Consider the following 15,415-nt stretch of genomic DNA (forward strand, 5'->3'; position numbering starts at 1 on the left):
CCGGCCCGCCGGGTCCGCCGTCCTGCGGTTACCCGGCGGGCGCCCTTCCGACCCCTCCCGGCCGCCTGCCGGCCACCGGGGAAGCGGCCGGGGCGCCGGGAAGGGGGCGGGGCGCCTGGGAAGGGGGCGGGGTGACGCCGCGCAGGACGACGGGTGCTACGGGAGGTCGCCGCGCCAGTCGAAGCGGTGGGCGTCGCCCGGCCGGGGCGCGTAGAGCGCGGAGCCGCCGGGCCCGTAACGGCCCAGTTCCGTCGCCAGGGCCACCCCCCGCCCGGGGCCCCGGGCGGGCCCGTCGCCGCCGAGGTCCAGGAGCAGGCCGTCCAGTGGTCCGCCGACCAACTGCGCGTAGACGCGCCCGGCACGCGGGCCCGGGTCCTCGTGGTCGGCGCCGTAGACGCGCCCCCGCATGAACTCCTCCTCATCCATGTCCCGCACTCTGGCACCCGCCACTGACAAACGGGCCCCGCCGGCCGCCCCCGTCGGGCGGGCCGGACGGGGGCGGCCGGCGGCGCGGCCGTCCCGTGCCGCGCCGCCGGCCGCCGTACCATCCTGCCCGGGTCCCGGTTACCCGCGCGGGGCTCCGGCACGCGTCCGGAAAGCGCCGCGCGAGGGTGCGGCCCGGCCGTACGGGCGTGATAGACAACGGTGGTGGGCCCCCGCCCGAGGGCTCGCGCGGCCGACGTGACGACAGGATGGGGCTGCCCGTGCTGCTGAGGACGTTCCGCTGGGCCTTCGCCGTCACCGCGCTCGGTCTGGTCGCTGCGGTCTTCTACGGGGGGTGGACCGCGCTCGGCGTGGTGGCGATCCTCTCCGTACTGGAGATCTCGCTGTCGTTCGACAACGCGGTGGTCAACGCCGGGATCCTGAAGAAGATGAACGCCTTCTGGCAGCAGATCTTCCTCACCGTCGGCATCCTGATCGCCGTCTTCGGCATGCGGCTGGTCTTCCCGGTCGTCATCGTGGCGGTCACGGCCCGGCTCGGCCCCTGGGAGGCGGTGCACCTCGCGCTGACCGACAAGGACCGCTACCAGGAGCTGGTGACCGACGCGCATCCGGCGATCGCGGCGTTCGGCGGCATGTTCCTGCTGATGATCTTCCTGGACTTCGTCTTCGAGGACCGGGACATCACGTGGCTGTCCTGGCTGGAGCGTCCGCTGGCCAGGCTGGGCAAGGTCGACATGCTGTCGGTCTGCGTGGCGCTGGTCGTGCTGCTGGTCTCGGCGATGACCTTCGCCACCCACGCCCACCAGCACGGCGGGGCCACGGTCGACAAGGCCGAGACCGTCCTGATCGCGGGGGTGGCCGGCCTGATCACCTACATGATCGTCGGCGGGCTCTCCGGGTACTTCGAGGACAAGCTCGAAGAGGAGGAGGAACGCGAGCACGAGGCCGAGGAGGCGGCCGAGCGCGCGGGCAGGCCGCGCTCGGCGACGGCCCTGGCCGGCAAGGCGGCCTTCTTCATGTTCCTGTACCTGGAGGTGCTGGACGCCTCGTTCTCCTTCGACGGCGTGATCGGCGCCTTCGCCATCACCAACGACATCGTCCTGATGGCGCTCGGCCTGGGCGTCGGCGCGATGTACGTGCGGTCGCTCACGGTCTACCTGGTCCGCCAGGGCACCCTGGACGACTACGTCTACCTGGAGCACGGCGCCCACTACGCGATCGGCGCCCTCGCCGTGATCCTCCTGGTCACCATCCAGTACCAGATCAACGAGATCATCACCGGCCTGGTCGGCGTCGTCCTCATCGGCTGGTCCTTCTGGTCCTCCGTACGCCGCAACCGCGCCCTCGCCGCCACCGAGCGAGCGGACGACCGCGGCGGCGGACGGGCGTAGGGCCCACCGGTCCGGCGGACGGACGGCGGGGCGACCGGCGGGAACGGCCCCTCCGGGACGGCCCCGCCGCCCCCGGCCGGCCGGGGCGCCCCGGCCGTGGCCCCGCGCGGCACGGCCCGCCTCCTCGCACACCCGGCCGGCCGGGGAACGCAAGGACGCACATCCGGCCGTCGGCACGGCGTGCCGCGACGGCCGCGGACACCGGACGCCGCCGTCTGCGCGCCACCGCGTACCGGCCCTTCCCGGGGCAAACCACCGCACATCACCCTGGCCCCCCACCCGTTGATTGCGTGTTCATGTCATACTTGTTGACGGCCATTCAACTCCCTTGTCTGACACGACATTTGCCCTGACGCTGGTCCACGACCGCGGACGCAAAGGCGTCCGCGGCCGTGTGCGCGGGCCCCGCGCACATCCCCACAGTCGCGCGCCCCACCCCGGCGCGCGCCGCCAGGAGGAGGACCCCTCGTCATGGCACCACTGCGCAGCAAGAGATTCCGGCTCGGCACCCTCGCCGGCGCGGCCGTCCTGGCCCTCGGCGGCGGGCTCACCGCCCTGCCCGCCCACGCCGCCCCCGCCGAGGGCACCGTCCTCGCCGCCGACTCGCCCACGGCGGTCAAGGACAGCTACATCGTCACGCTCCGCTCGGACGCCGGGCTGAAGGCGTCGTCGACGGCCGGCCGGCATCTGGTCGAGCGGTACGGCGGCACGGTGCGCAAGGCGTTCGGCAGCGCGCTCAACGGCTACACCGCCACCCTCTCCGCGACCGAGGCCCGGCGGCTCGCCGCCGACCCGGCCGTGGCCTCCGTCGAGCAGGACCAGCGTGTCCGCCTCGCCGACACCACCCAGTCCAACGCCCCCTGGGGGCTGGACCGCATCGACCAGACCTCCCTGCCGCTGTCCGGTACCTACACCTACCCGGACAGTGCCGGCGGCGGCGTGACGGCGTACGTCATCGACACCGGTGTGCGCATCACCCACCAGCAGATCAGCGGCCGTGCCTCGTACGGGTACGACGCCGTCGACGGCGACACCATCGCCTCCGACGGCAACGGCCACGGCACCCACGTGGCCACCACCATCGCGGGTTCGACCTACGGCGTCGCCAAGAAGGCCAAGGTCGTGGCCGTGCGCGTGCTCGACAACAACGGCTCGGGCACCACCTCCGGAGTCATCGCGGGCATCGACTGGGTGACCGCCAACCACTCCGGCCCCTCGGTCGCCAACCTCTCGCTCGGCGGCGGCGCGTCCACCACCCTGGACAACGCCGTGCGCAAATCCATCGCCAGCGGCGTGACCTACGCCGTCGCCGCCGGCAACAGCAACGCCAACGCCTCCTCCTACTCCCCCGCCCGGGTCACCGAGGCCCTCACCGTCGGCGCCACCACCAGCACGGACGCGCGGGCGAGCTACTCGAACTACGGGACCGTCCTGGACCTGTTCGCCCCGGGCTCCTCCATCAAGGCCGGCTGGCACACCAGCGACACGGCGACCAACACCATCTCCGGCACCTCGATGGCGACCCCGCACGTCGCCGGAGCCGCCGCCGTCTACCTCGCCAACCACACCTCCGCCACCCCGGCTCAGGTCGCCACCGCCCTCGTGAACGGATCGACCGCCGGCAAGGTGACGAACCCCGGCACCGGATCGCCCAACCGGCTGCTCAAGCTCGTGCCCTGACCCACTGACGGCAGGCACACCCCGTACCCGCTCCCCCGTGCCCCGGGACCCCGCGTCCCGGGGCACGCCCCTGTGCCCGGCACCACGCCCCCCGTGTGGCGCAACAGCACGAGCGGCAGCACGCACCGCGTGCCACGGTGAGACCCGGACACCGGAATGCGGCCGGTCAGCGCCGACCGGCCCCGGAGAGAGCGGGGAGACAGCGATGCTGCTCAGCCTTCAGGAGCGCGAGCGCCTGATGATCTACACGGCGGCCAGACTCGCCCAGGAGCGCCGGGAGCGCGGCCTGAAACTCAACCTTCCGGAGGCCACGGCGCTCATCTCTGCCTTCCTCCTCGAAGGGGCCCGCGACGGGCGCACCAAGGCCGACCTCCAGGACGCCGGACGCGGGGTGCTGCGCCGGGACGAGGTGATGGACGGGGTCGCCGACATGCTCTCGCAGGTGCAGGTCGAGGCCACCTTCCTGGACGGGACTAAGCTCATCGCGGTGCAGGGGCCGATCCAGTGAGCGAGCGCCAGCAGCGGCCGGGGAGCGGCAGGTCACTGGTGCCCGGCTCGGGCAAGGGCGAGGCGACCGGGCTGGTGCAGCCCGGCGCCGACTCGACGGTGCTGCCCGGTTCCCCGGGGCAGATCATCCACGGCAGCGGCACGGTCACCATCAACGCGGGGCGGCCGGTGACCCGGCTCTCGGTGGTCAACACCGCGGACCGCCCGGTCAGCGTCGGCTCGCACTACCACTTCGCCGAGGTCAACCCGGCGCTGCGGTTCGACCGGGAGCGGGCCTGGGGACAGCGGCTGAACATCCTGGCCGGCGGCATGGTGCGCTTCGACCCGGGCGCCACCGTGGAGATCGAACTCGTCCCGCTCGGCGGACGGCGCGTCGTGCGCGGACTGCGCGGCGAGTGCGGGGGGCCGCTCGATGGCTGAGATCGACCGCCGCACCTACGTGGCCTCGCTGGGCCCGACCACGGGCGACCGGATCCGGCTCGCGGACACCGACATCCTGATCGAGGTGGAGGAGGACCGGTGCGCCGGCGGGGACGAGACGGTCTTCGGCGGCGGCAAGTCGGGACGGGAGTCGCAGGGCCAGTCCCACGCCACCCGCGCCGAGGGGACCCCCGACCTCGTGATCGGCGGGGTGGTGGTGCTGGACCACTGGGGTGTGGTCAAGGCCGACGTGGGCATCCGCGACGGGCGCATCGTGGCGCTCGGCAAGTGCGGCAACCCCGACATCATGGACGGTGTCCACCCGGACCTGGTGATCGGCCCGTCCACGGAGATGGTCAACGGCAGCGGGCTGATCATGACAGCCGGCACCGTGGACACCCATGTGCACTTCGTCTCCCCCGACATGTCGGTGGTGGCGCTGGAGGCCGGCACCACCACCCTGGTCGGCGGCGGCACCGGGCCCACCGACGGGTCGAAGGCGGCGCTTGCCACACCGGGCGGCTGGTGGATGGAGCGGATGCTGGAGGGGTTCGAGCCCTGGCCGGTCAACCTGCTCTTCCTCGGCCGCGGCAGCACCGTCTCCGAGGAGTCCTTGTGGGAGCAACTGCGCTCCGGCATGGGCGGTTTCAAGTGCCACGAGGACTGGGGCGCCACCCCGGCCGTCATCGACACGGCGCTGCGGGTCGCGGACGCGGCCGGGGTGCAGGTGGCGATCCACAGCGACACCCTGAACGAGGCCGGGTTCGTGGAGGACCTGCTGCGCACCGTCGGCGGCCGTACCTTCCACGCCTTCCACACCGAGGGCGCGGGCGGCGGGCACGCCCCCGACATCATCCGGATCGCGGGCGAACCGTGCGTCCTGCCGTCGTCGACGACGCCGACCCGCCCGTTCACCGTCAACACGGCCGACGAGCAGCTCGACATCTGCCTGATCGCCCATCACCTCAATCCGCACGTGCCCGCCGAACTGGCCTTCGCGGAGAGCCGGGTGCGGGCCTCGACGATGGCGGCGGAGGACATCCTCCAGGACATGGGCGCGATCTCCGCGATGACCTCCGACGCCCAGGCGATGGGCCGGCTCGGCGAGGTGGTGCGGCGCACCTGGCAGACCGCGCACGTGATGAAGCGGCTGCGCGGTTCCCTGCCCGGCGACGGTCCGGCGGACAACCGGCGGGCCCGCCGCTACGTCGCCAAGTACACGATCGTCCCCGCCACGATCCACGGCCTGGAGCGCGAGATCGGCTCGGTGGAGCCGGGCAAGCTCGCCGACCTGGTGCTGTGGGAGCCCGCGCTGTTCGGGGTGCGTCCGACGGCGGTCTACAAGTCGGGCATGGCGGCGATGGCCCTCCTCGGCGACCCCAACGCGGCCGTGCCCACGCCGCAGCCGGTGCTGCCGAGGCTCGGCTACAACGTGCACACCAAGGCCGCCGCGGCGACCAGCGTGGCGTTCGTCGCGCCCGCCGCGATCGAGGACGGGCTCGCCGACCGGCTGGGCATCGAACGGCGGCTGGTGCCGGTGGAGAGCGTGCGCGGGCGGACCAAGGCGGATCTGCCGGAGAACGACGCGCTGCCGCACATCGAGGTCGACCCCGACACGTACACCGTCCGCATCGACGGGGAGGTCGTCGACCACGAGCCGGCCACCGAACTGCCCATGAACCACCGGTACTTCCTCTTTTGAGCGGCACCCGGCCCCCGGCCGTCGGCGCGGCGGGGCTCCTGATGCTGGCGGACGGCCGTTTCCCGGCGGGCGGCCACGCCCACTCCGGCGGCCTGGAGGCGGCCGTGGCGGCCGGCCGGGTGCGGGACACGGGCGGTCTGGAGGCGTTCCTGCGGGGCAGGGTCGCCACCACCGGGGCCACCACGGCCGCCTTCGCCGCCGCCGCGTGCGCCGCGTTCGACGACGGCGCGGAGCGGGGCGGCGACGATCCGGCGGGGGCCGGTGACGGCCCGGTGAAGGGCGGCGACGATCCGGCGGGGGGCGGGCGCGGCCGGATCGCGGCACTGGACCGGGAGTTCGAGGCCCGTACCCCCTCGCCCGCGCTGCGCGAGACCTCCCGCCGGCTCGGCCGCCAGATGCTGCGCGCCGCCCGCGCGGTCCGTCCGCACCCGGGACTCACCGCGCTCGCCGACGCGCTGCCCGGCGGCTGGCACCAGCCGGTCGCGCTCGGCGCGGCGGCCCGCGCCCTCGGACTCGGGCCGGGCGAGGCGGCCTCGGCCGCCCTGCACGACGCGGCGACGGGCCCCGCGACGGCGGCGGTCCGCCTGCTGGGCCTCGACCCGTTCGCCGTGCACGCGGTCCTCGCCCGGCTGGCGCCGGAACTGGACCGGCTCGCCGTCCGGGCCGCCGGCGAGGCGGACACGCCCGCCGGGCGGCTCCCCTCGTACGGCGCTCCACTGCTCGACATCGCCGCCGAACTGCACGCCACCTGGGAGGTGCGTCTCTTTGCGTCCTGACCCGCACGAGAGCGAGGGAGTGTCCGCCGCCGGCGGGCCCCCGCACGACCACTCGGAGCCCACCGCCGCCGGCCGGCTGCCGCGGACCCCGGGGCGCCCGCTGCGCATCGGCCTGGGCGGGCCGGTCGGCTCCGGCAAGACCGCGCTGGTGGCGGCGCTGTGCCGGTCCCTGGCCGGCGAGGCCGAACTGGCCGTGGTCACCAACGACATCTACACCACCGAGGACGCCGACTTCCTGCTGCGCAACGGCGTGCTGCCCGCCGAGCGGGTCCGGGCGGTGGAGACCGGCTGCTGTCCGCACACCGCGATCCGCGACGACATCTCCGCCAACCTGGAGGCCGTGGAGGACCTGGAGCGGAGCCTGCCGCCGCTGGACCTGGTGCTGGTGGAGAGCGGCGGCGACAACCTCACCGCCACCTTCAGCCACGGGCTGGTGCACCACCAGATCTTCGTGGTGGACGTCTCCGGGGGCGACAAGGTGCCCCGCAAGGGCGGCCCCGGTGTCACCGCCTCCGATCTGCTCGTCGTCAACAAGACCGACCTCGCCGGGCAGGTGGGCGCCGACCTGTCGGTGATGGCGCGGGACGCCAAGGAGAAGCGGGGCGAGCGGCCCGTGCGCTTCCTCTCCCTCGTCGAGGACCCCGCCGCGCGGGAGGTCACCTCCTGGGTGCGGGAACGCCTGGCCGAGGGCGGCTGAGGGGACGGCCGTGACCGCCGCGACGGCCCTGCTGGCCACCGAACGCGCCCCCGGCCCGGCGTCGGGCCGGGCGGCCACCCGCGTCTGCGTGCTGCGCTCGGGCTGGCCGCTGATGCTGCGCAGCACGGCCGCGCTCGCCCCCACGCCGGTCACCGACTGGGCCGGCCGGTCCGCCGAGCCGGCCCGGGTCCATCTGGCGGCCGGGGCGGCCGGCCCGCTCGGCGGCGACCTGCTCCGCCTGGAGGTGCGGGTCGGCGAGGGCAGCGCGCTGGTGCTGGGCGAGATCGCGCCGACCCTGCTGCTGCCGGGGACGTACGGGGAGGAGTCCCGGCTCGACGTGCGGGTGCGGGTCGACGCCGGGGGGTGCCTGGCCTGGCTGCCCGAGCTGGTGATCGCCGGACGGGACTGCCGGCACCGCACCGACGTGCGGATCACGCTGGCGCGGGACGCCCGGCTGGTGATGCGCGAGGAGGTGCTGTTCGGCCGGCACGGGGAGACGCCGGGCCGCTTCCGGCAGCGGATCCGGGTGGAGACCCCGGCCGGACCGCTCCACGACCAGGAACTGGCGGTGGGTCCCGGGGCGCCGGGCTGGGACGGGCCGGCGGTCACCGGCGGTCACCGTACGGCCGGGACCCTGCTGGTCGTCGACCCGGGCGCGGTGTCCGCGGAGCGGGCGCGCGGCGCGCTCGCCGGTCCGGGCACCGCCGTGATGGACCTCGGCGGCGGGGTGCTGGTGGGTGCCCTCGCGCCGGACACGGCGGACCTGCGGCGGCGGCTGGAGGGGGCGGCGGCCCTGCTCACCGGCGCGGACGCGCCCGTACCGGCCGCCGCCGGGTGAGGCACCGGGTCAGCGGGTGCGTTCGACGCTCCACAGCGGGACGTCCTCGAAGAAGGCGACGGCGTCCGCGCGCCAGCGCGGGCGCCAGCCGGCGGCGAGGGCGCGGGCCCGCTCGGCGTGGCGGCGCATCTCCCGTTCCATCGCGGCGTCGACCCCGAGGCGTTCGCCGATCTCGCGGACGGCGGCGACCGTCTCCGGGGTGCAGTGCGGGTCGCCGAGGGCGTCCTCGACCACCCGGCGTTCGGTGCCGCGCGCGGCCTCCAGGAGGCGGACGACGGTGTAGCTGCGCCGGCCCTCGCGGAGGTCGGCGCCGGTCGGTTTGCCGAGCCGGGCCGCGTCCCCGAAGAGGTCGAGGTGGTCGTCGCGCATCTGGCCGCAGATGCCGACCAGGCGCGCGTAGGCCCGCAGTTCCCCGTCGTGGGGGGCCGGGTCGGTGCCCGCGGCGAGGAGGCCGAGGCGCAGCGGGGCGAGGACGGAGTAGCGGGCGGTCTTGTGGTCGGCCACCTGGTGCAGGACCTCCTCGTCGACGGGGCCGGCGAAGTCCCGTTCGAGGTCGGTGATCTGGCCGACGAAGGTGTCGGCGGCGGCGCGGGTCTGCACCTCGGCCATGGCCCGGCGCAGTGCGGCGGGCAGATCGGCGTCGAGGAGGACGCGCAGGGAGAGGGCGAGGGCGAGGTCCCCGGCGAGGACGGTGAGGCCCAGCGCGGCGCGGGGGTGGTCGGGGTGGCGGGCGCGGTAGGCGTGGTAGGTGGAGGGGCCGCCGCGTCGGGTGGCGCCGTCGTCGATGAGGTCGTCGTGGACGAGGCCGTGGGTCTGGAGCAGTTCGATGCTGAGCGCGGCGGCGTCGAGCCCGTCGACGGGGGCGTCGGTGACCAGGCGGGCGGCCTCGTGCAGCAGGACGACGCGCATCCGCTTGCCGCCGCGCAGGGAGAGGTCGCGCAGCAGCTCCAGGCACTCCGGGGTGAAGCGGCTGAAGGCGGGCGCCTCCAGGGTGGTGCCGAGGGTGGCGAAGAACTCCTCGAAGACCGCGCGGAAGTGCCGCTCGTACCCGGCGGCGCGGGCCGCGAACTGCTCGGACATGGCGGTGCCTCCTGCTCCGGGGTGCGGTGCGCCCGAGCAGTGTGCCAGGCCGCGCCCCCGGTCCGGGGCGCGGGTCCCCGCGGACGGCGCCGGCCCGGCCCCGGGGTCACGGGGCCGGGCCGGTGCGCGGGGCGGGCGGCGCGGGTCAGCGTTCCTCGCGGAACGGGACGTGCGCGTCGGCCACCGGGTCGTACTTGGTGAGGATCAGCCGGTCGGGGTGGGTGAGCCGGTTCTTGCGCGTCACGTAGGTGACGCCGGTCCCGGCGGTCGACCTCAGCCGGACCACCGGGCGTGCGGTGCTGCGGGCCACGGGTACTCCTTCCCGCCCGGTGCGCGGGACCCGGGTGCCGGTCCGCGCGGGCCGGACGGGGTGGTCAACACCGGCGGCCGGTCCCGCATTCCCGGGCCGGGGCGGACCGCCGTCCCTGGTCAGCAACTCTGCCAGAGCCTGGTCATGACCCGTACGCCGAAGCGCAGTCCCTCCAGCGGGACCCGCTCGTCGACACCGTGGAAGAGCCGGCCGTAGTCCAGGTCGTGCGGGAGCTTGAGGCCCTTGAAGCCGAAGCAGCGGATGCCGAGCTTGGTGAACGCCTTGGCGTCGGTGCCGCCCGGGTTGCAGTAGGGCACCGGGTGCCCGTCCGGGTCCTCGGCGCGCACCGCGTCGCACATGGCGTCGACGAGGGGGCCCTCGAAGGCGGTCTCCATGGCGATGTCGTGGTTGACCCAGCGGCGGGTGACGGAGGGGGCGAGCAGGGCGTCGATCGTGTCGGTCAGCTCCTGCTCGTGTCCGGGCAGGAAGCGGCCGTCGACGCGGGCGGTGGCCTTGCCGGGGATGACGTTGGTCTGGTAGCCGGCCGAGAACATGGTCGGGTTGGCCGAGTTGCGCAGCACGACCTGCATGAAGTCGGCGACGTGGCCGAGCTTGGCCAGTTCGGCGTCGAGGGCGTCGGGGTCCTCGGTGTCCAGGTCGAGGTCGACGCCCTGGAGGCGGGCGGCCTCCGTGAGCAGGGCGCGTACGGGTGCGATCAGGCGGACGGGGAAGGTGTGGCGGCCGATGCGGGTGAGGGACTCGGCGAGGTCGGTGACGGCGTTCTCGTCGTTCGGGGAGGAGCCGTGCCCGGCCCGGCCGGTGGCCGTCAGCTCCATCCAGGCCATCCCGCGCTGGGCGTTCTCGATGGGGTAGAGGCGGCGGCTGTCGTCGAGGGCGTAGCTGAAGCCGCCGCCCTCGCCGATGGCCTCGGTGACCCCGGCGAAGAGGTCGGGCCGGTGCTCGACCAGCCAGTGGGCGCCGTACGCGCCGCCCGCCTCCTCGTCGGCGAGGAAGGCGAGGACGAGGTCGCGCGTGGGCCGGGTGCCGGTGCGGGCGAAGTGGCGGGCGGTGGCCAGCATGACGGCCACCGTGTCCTTCATGTCGATGGCGCCCCTGCCCCAGAGGTAGCCGTCGCGGATCTCGCCGGAGAAGGGCGGGACCCGCCATTCGGCGGCGTCGGCGGGGACCACGTCGAGGTGGCCGTGGACCAGCAGGGCGCCGCGGTCCGGGTCGGCGCCCGCGATGCGGGCGACGACGTTGGCGCGGCCGGGGGCGCTCTCGACCAGTTCGGAGGCGATACCGGCCTCGGCGAGGCGGGCCACGACCCAGTCGGCGCAGGCCCGCTCGTCGCTGGTGGGGTTGGAGGTGTCGAAGCGGATCAGTTCGGCGCACAGGTCGACGACCTCGCGCTGTGCCTCCTCGGAGGCGGCGACGGGGGCGGGGGCGGTGGTGCTCATGATGCTCCTACGGTGGCCGTGCCGGGGGCGGCGGCCGGGTCCGGGCCGACCGTGCCGTCGTCGTCGAGGGTCGAGGTGCCGTAGGTCTTGACCAGGCCCGTGAGACCGAGGACGCAGTAGAGGACGAAGGCGGTCAGCAGGGAGTTCAGGGCCGGGATGCCGCCGTCGTAGAACTTGCCGACGCAGAAGGCGGCGGCCCAGATGACCAGGGACATCGGCACCCAGGTCGGCGAGGTGGCGGGCAGGGTGCCGGCCTCTCGGGTGGCGTCCAGCGGGGCGCGCATGCGGCGCACCACCCAGTACTCGGCGACGATGATGCCGCCGATCGGCGGGATGGCGACGCCCAGCACCGACAGGAAGTCGGTGAAGTGGGTCATGATGCCGACCGCGGAGAGCAGGGTGCCGGCGATGCCGAGGACGATGGTGACGGCGCCGCGGTGCAGCCGCTTGCGGAAGACGACCTGGAAGAAGTTGACGACGCCGAGGGAGGAGCCGTACAGGTTCCAGTCGTTGATCTTCGCGGTGGACATCAGGACGACGAGGACGCCGAAGACGCCGGAGGTGGACAGGACGATCTGGGAGACCTGGCCGCTGCCGACCATGTGGCCGAGCAGGACGCCGGTGAGGCCGACGATGTACTCGGAGAGGATCATCGACGAGGCGCTCTGCAGGAAGACGTGGCTGCTCTTGCTGTTGTAGCGGGTCATCTCCGGGGAGACGATCGCGCCGGTCATGTAGCCGCCGGCGATGGCGGTGGCGGCGACCGAGAGCGGGATGGCCTGGCCGGGGGCCGGGGAGTGGATCAGCTCGGACAGCGAGTGGTCGCTCAGCGCGTCGGTGACCGACCAGGCGACCATGGCGAAGAACAGCGGGGTGACGATCTTGGCGAAGACGGCCATGTAGCGGAAGCCGAAGATGACCAGGACCGTGATGCCGAAGCCCGCGATGGCGCACCACATCCAGGACGGGCCGCCGACCAGCGCGGAGACGCTGTCCCCGAAGATCGTGTTCTGGACACCGAACCAGCCGACGAGGCTGATGGCGATGACCAGGCTGACCAGGGCCGATCCGTTGCGGCCGAAGCCGACCCAGCGGGTGAGCAGCGGGGTCGCCAGGCCCTCGCGCATACCGGCCAGGCCGATGGCGAAGATCACGACCTCGAGGATCACCGCGCCGAGGGTGAAGGCGAGGAAGGCGTCCCCGAAGGACATGCCGACGCCGATGGTGGCGCCCAGGGTGAACTGGGAGATCGAGCCGGACTGGGCGAGCCACTGCAGCAGCATGGTCCAGAAGCCGAGGCGCTGGTCGCGCGGGACCCGGGAGAGGGCGTAGTCGTCGCTGCCGACGGCTCTCGCGCCGCCCTCGGCCGCGGTGGTGTTCTTGTGCTGGGCCACGATCACGACTCCTTGGGGGCGCGGCCGAAGGTCTGCAGGTGGGCCAGTGAGCCGTAGCGGCTCACGAGCGCGTCGAACTCCACGGCGTCGTGGAAGTCGAGGAGCCCGCCGCCGTACGCCTTGGCGGTCTCGACGGCGAACCGGGCCGCCGCCGCGATGTCCGTCTCGTGGCTCGCGCCCGTCTGACAGCCGGGGACCGCCGCCGCTGAGGTGATCGCGAGGCCGACGACCGGTGACGCGGTCGCCGTGGCCGGCTGGAGGATCGAATTGATGTGGTGTACACCGTTACCGTACGGGGTGATGTCCTGGGTGGTCACCGGGTACGTGACCAACGGCTCACCGGTCACCACGGCGAGCAGCTCCCCCAGCCGCTCGCTGACCTTGAGCACCCAGCCCTCCTTGACGGTGGGCGACAGGGCGAGGCCCTTGTGGTTGATGATCCGGTTGCCCTTGGTGGTGTCGATGGAGAGCACCGCCTCCATGTCGGCGGTGACCTCGTGCCGGTTCATGGTGGCGATGTCGACCGGGGAGTCCATGAAGGGCACCGGGTCGTGCGGCGCGGTGGGGGCGTCCGGGCAGATGTGCGTGGCGACGACCACGTCGCCGTCCAGGACGTCGCCGCGCCGGCGCATGTCGAGCAGCTTGGCGGCGGTGGCGAGCGCCGCGACGGCGCCGTCGGCGTCGGAGACCAGACCGACCGCCTCCGGGCGGGCCCCGATGCCGCCGAGGCGGCCGACCACGCCGAGGGTGCGGGCGGTGCCGCCGCTCGCGCGCCCGTGGCGGCCCGGGACGCGCACCAGCACGAAGTCCGTGGAGCCGCGCTCGCCGGTGACGGTGGTGACCTGGGCACCGGAGCCCTCCGGCCCCGCCAGGGTGTCGAGGTGGGCGGCGACACGCTTGCCGTCGACATCGGGATCGTCGAGCAGATCCACGAGGTCCAGGACGTACTTCAACATGGGGCAGTTCTCCTGATCCGCACCGGGGGCGGTGCTGACAGCAGGTTCGGGACCCGTTAAGGTGCAGCGCAACTGTTTCCCGCTATCTGCAATTCATGTCTGCATGGCGAGATGGACGGGGCAGTGGTGTACGTCCGGGACGGAAGGAGCCACCATGACCGCGCATCCCGCGGACCGCAGGACCCCGGCGGGGGCCCTGCAGACCGTCGACCGCGCCCTGCTGGTCCTGCTGGCGTTCGAGCGCTCGCGGCCCGACTGGGGCGTGACGGAGATCGCCGGCGAGTTCGGCTGGGACACCTCGGTCGCCCAGCGGCTGCTGTCGACCCTCGCGGGCCGCGGCTTCCTGGTCTCCGACCCGGCGACCCGCCGGTACCGCATCGGCCCGGCCGCGCTGCGCCTGGGCCGGCTCTGGGAGCGCTCCGGCACCCTGGAGATGCTGGCCGAACCGGTCCTCCAGGAACTGCGCGCGGCCACCGGCGACACGGTGCTGTTCTGCCTGCCCGACAGCTTCCACATGCGCTGCGTGGCGGCGGTCGAGGGCGAGGAGGGGCCCCTGCGGTACTACCCCCTGGTCGGCGAGCTGTACCCGGCGCACGCCGGGGCGACCAGCAAGTCGTTCTACGCCTTCCTCCCCGACGACCAGCGGCACCGGCTCTTCCGCGGCCGGCCGATGGCCCGCTTCACCGAGCGGACCGTCACCGACCCCGACGAGCTGGAGCGCGAGTTCCGCACGGTGCGGGCGCGCGGCTACGCCTGGACGGTCGGCGAGTACGACGCCGGGATCGGCACCGTGGCGATGCCCGTCTTCCTCGGCTCCGAGCCGTACGGCAGCCTCAGCCTGGGCGGGCCCGGGGAGCGCTTCCCCCAGGGCGCCGAGGACCGGCTGGACGTGCTGCGCCGCGCCGTCCGCCTGCTGGAGCAGCGCCTGACCCAGCCGCCGCAGCACCACCGCCGCCCCCGCTCCCGCACGGCCTGACGCACCGACCCACCGAAGAGGACCACCCCGTGAGACTGCTGCTCCTGTCCAACTCCACCCAGTACGGCCGCGGCTACCTGGCACACGCCCTCGACACCGTGACCGGCTTCCTGCCCGAGGGGGCGCGGCTGGCCTTCGTGCCGTACGCGCTCGCCGACCACGACACCTACACGGCCCGGGTGCGCGGGGCGCTCGCCGCCGCCGGCATCGAGGTGCGGGGCGTGCACGAGGGCGGCGACCCGCTCGCCGCGCTCGGCGCGGCGGACGCCGTGTTCGTCGGCGGCGGCAACTCCTTCCGGCTGCTCTCCGCGCTGTACCGCACCGGCCTGCGGGAGGCGCTGGCCGAGGCGGTGCGGGGCGGACTGCCGTACATGGGCGCGAGCGCGGGCACCAACATGGCGGCTCCCTCCCTGCGCACCACCAACGACATGCCGATCGTGCAGCCGCCGTCCTTCGCGGCGCTCGGGCTGGTCCCCTTCCAGATCAACCCGCACTACCTCGACCCGGACCCCGACTCCACCCACAAGGGAGAGACGCGCGAGGAGCGGCTGACGGAGTTCCTGGAGGAGAACGACGTGCCCGTGCTCGGTCTGCGCGAGGGGACCTGGCTGCGGGTCGCCGACGGCCGCGCCGGACTCGGCGGGGAGCTGCCGGCCCGGCTGTTCCGCCGGGGCGAGGAGCCGCGCGAGCTGGCCCCCGGCGCGGACGTCTCGGAGCTGCTCACGGTGCGGGCGGAGTTCGACAGCCGCGGCTGAGCGCCCTCGGGGGCGGGGTCTGTCGGGTTCGA

At 74.1% G+C, this 15,415-nt stretch carries 16 protein-coding genes; 10 read left to right on the top strand and 6 right to left on the bottom strand.

What is annotated here, in order from left to right:
- Positions 1 to 156: 156 nt before the first annotated feature.
- The gene (locus VM636_RS00460; protein ID WP_030422766.1) at positions 157 to 426 is read right to left on the bottom strand and encodes a hypothetical protein; all 270 of its coding nucleotides are present in this window, start codon (positions 424 to 426) and stop codon (positions 157 to 159) included.
- A 278-nt stretch (positions 427 to 704) separates the two neighbouring features.
- On the opposite strand from VM636_RS00460, the gene VM636_RS00465 reads away from it, so the two are divergent.
- The 8 genes from VM636_RS00465 (at position 705) to VM636_RS00500 (ending at position 8,455) form a co-directional block, all read left to right on the top strand.
- Positions 705 to 1,835, top strand: a complete 1,131-nt coding sequence (locus tag VM636_RS00465; RefSeq protein ID WP_053912728.1) for a DUF475 domain-containing protein — start codon at positions 705 to 707, stop codon at positions 1,833 to 1,835.
- A 471-nt stretch (positions 1,836 to 2,306) separates the two neighbouring features.
- On the top strand, positions 2,307 to 3,515 hold the full coding sequence (locus VM636_RS00470; RefSeq protein ID WP_030420542.1) for a S8 family peptidase: 1,209 nt from the start codon (positions 2,307 to 2,309) through the stop codon (positions 3,513 to 3,515).
- Positions 3,516 to 3,720: 205 nt separating this feature from the next.
- The gene (locus VM636_RS00475; protein WP_030420541.1) at positions 3,721 to 4,023 is read left to right on the top strand and encodes an urease subunit gamma; all 303 of its coding nucleotides are present in this window, start codon (positions 3,721 to 3,723) and stop codon (positions 4,021 to 4,023) included.
- Between the two features lie 98 nt (positions 4,024 to 4,121).
- On the top strand, positions 4,122 to 4,442 hold the full coding sequence (locus VM636_RS00480; RefSeq protein WP_234312601.1) for an urease subunit beta: 321 nt from the start codon (positions 4,122 to 4,124) through the stop codon (positions 4,440 to 4,442).
- Complete coding sequence (locus tag VM636_RS00485) at positions 4,435 to 6,144, top strand: urease subunit alpha (RefSeq protein WP_030420539.1); 1,710 nt, start codon at positions 4,435 to 4,437, stop codon at positions 6,142 to 6,144. The genes VM636_RS00480 and VM636_RS00485 overlap by 8 nt, the downstream gene beginning before the upstream one ends.
- 41 nt (positions 6,145 to 6,185) lie before the next feature.
- Positions 6,186 to 6,920 carry an urease accessory UreF family protein gene (locus VM636_RS00490; RefSeq protein WP_030420538.1) on the top strand — a complete coding sequence of 245 codons (735 nt, stop codon included), beginning with the start codon at positions 6,186 to 6,188 and terminating at the stop codon, positions 6,918 to 6,920.
- 76 nt (positions 6,921 to 6,996) lie between these two features.
- A complete protein-coding gene (ureG, locus tag VM636_RS00495) occupies positions 6,997 to 7,617 on the top strand; it encodes an urease accessory protein UreG (protein WP_234312599.1) in 621 nt (206 codons plus the stop codon).
- 10 nt (positions 7,618 to 7,627) lie between these two features.
- Positions 7,628 to 8,455 carry an urease accessory protein UreD gene (locus tag VM636_RS00500; protein WP_037858272.1) on the top strand — a complete coding sequence of 276 codons (828 nt, stop codon included), beginning with the start codon at positions 7,628 to 7,630 and terminating at the stop codon, positions 8,453 to 8,455.
- A gap of 9 nt (positions 8,456 to 8,464) precedes the next feature.
- Here VM636_RS00500 and VM636_RS00505 read toward each other — a convergent pair whose 3' ends face one another.
- From VM636_RS00505 to VM636_RS00525, 5 genes are all read right to left on the bottom strand, one after another.
- Positions 8,465 to 9,535, bottom strand: a complete 1,071-nt coding sequence (locus VM636_RS00505; protein ID WP_030420535.1) for a polyprenyl synthetase family protein — start codon at positions 9,533 to 9,535, stop codon at positions 8,465 to 8,467.
- 145 nt (positions 9,536 to 9,680) lie between these two features.
- Positions 9,681 to 9,845: a 50S ribosomal protein L33 gene (rpmG, locus tag VM636_RS00510; RefSeq protein ID WP_030420534.1), complete on the bottom strand. Its 165-nt coding sequence runs from the start codon at positions 9,843 to 9,845 to the stop codon at positions 9,681 to 9,683.
- A 119-nt stretch (positions 9,846 to 9,964) separates the two neighbouring features.
- Entirely contained in the window at positions 9,965 to 11,302 is a 1,338-nt protein-coding gene (locus VM636_RS00515; RefSeq protein ID WP_030420533.1) for a M20/M25/M40 family metallo-hydrolase, read from the bottom strand.
- Positions 11,299 to 12,696, bottom strand: a complete 1,398-nt coding sequence (locus VM636_RS00520) for a cytosine permease (RefSeq protein ID WP_030420532.1) — start codon at positions 12,694 to 12,696, stop codon at positions 11,299 to 11,301. Before VM636_RS00520 ends, VM636_RS00515 begins: the two co-directional genes overlap by 4 nt.
- Positions 12,697 to 12,698: 2 nt before the next feature.
- Positions 12,699 to 13,652 (bottom strand): DUF1177 domain-containing protein, encoded by a 954-nt coding sequence (locus tag VM636_RS00525; protein ID WP_053912730.1) that lies wholly within the window; start codon positions 13,650 to 13,652, stop codon positions 12,699 to 12,701.
- A gap of 154 nt (positions 13,653 to 13,806) precedes the next feature.
- On the opposite strand from VM636_RS00525, the gene VM636_RS00530 reads away from it, so the two are divergent.
- Both VM636_RS00530 and pepE read left to right on the top strand, forming a co-directional pair.
- Positions 13,807 to 14,628: an IclR family transcriptional regulator gene (locus VM636_RS00530; protein WP_030420530.1), complete on the top strand. Its 822-nt coding sequence runs from the start codon at positions 13,807 to 13,809 to the stop codon at positions 14,626 to 14,628.
- A 29-nt stretch (positions 14,629 to 14,657) separates the two neighbouring features.
- Positions 14,658 to 15,383, top strand: coding sequence for a dipeptidase PepE (gene pepE / locus VM636_RS00535; RefSeq protein WP_030420529.1), 726 nt, complete (start codon positions 14,658 to 14,660; stop codon positions 15,381 to 15,383).
- Positions 15,384 to 15,415 lie beyond the last annotated feature (32 nt).

The organism is Streptomyces sp. SCSIO 75703 (assembly GCF_036607905.1).
Lineage (GTDB): Bacteria > Actinomycetota > Actinomycetes > Streptomycetales > Streptomycetaceae > Streptomyces.

What these genes read in the sequence shown, in the direction of transcription:
- VM636_RS00460 (WP_030422766.1), bottom strand. Translation starts at nt 426, where the DNA reads ATGGATGAGGAGGAGTTCATGCGGGGGCGCGTCTACGGCGCCGACCAC.
- VM636_RS00470 (WP_030420542.1), top strand. Translation starts at nt 2,307, where the DNA reads ATGGCACCACTGCGCAGCAAGAGATTCCGGCTCGGCACCCTCGCCGGC.
- VM636_RS00475 (WP_030420541.1), top strand. Translation starts at nt 3,721, where the DNA reads ATGCTGCTCAGCCTTCAGGAGCGCGAGCGCCTGATGATCTACACGGCG.
- VM636_RS00485 (WP_030420539.1), top strand. Translation starts at nt 4,435, where the DNA reads ATGGCTGAGATCGACCGCCGCACCTACGTGGCCTCGCTGGGCCCGACC.
- VM636_RS00490 (WP_030420538.1), top strand. Translation starts at nt 6,186, where the DNA reads ATGCTGGCGGACGGCCGTTTCCCGGCGGGCGGCCACGCCCACTCCGGC.
- VM636_RS00505 (WP_030420535.1), bottom strand. Translation starts at nt 9,535, where the DNA reads ATGTCCGAGCAGTTCGCGGCCCGCGCCGCCGGGTACGAGCGGCACTTC.
- VM636_RS00515 (WP_030420533.1), bottom strand. Translation starts at nt 11,302, where the DNA reads ATGAGCACCACCGCCCCCGCCCCCGTCGCCGCCTCCGAGGAGGCACAG.
- VM636_RS00525 (WP_053912730.1), bottom strand. Translation starts at nt 13,652, where the DNA reads ATGTTGAAGTACGTCCTGGACCTCGTGGATCTGCTCGACGATCCCGAT.
- VM636_RS00530 (WP_030420530.1), top strand. Translation starts at nt 13,807, where the DNA reads ATGACCGCGCATCCCGCGGACCGCAGGACCCCGGCGGGGGCCCTGCAG.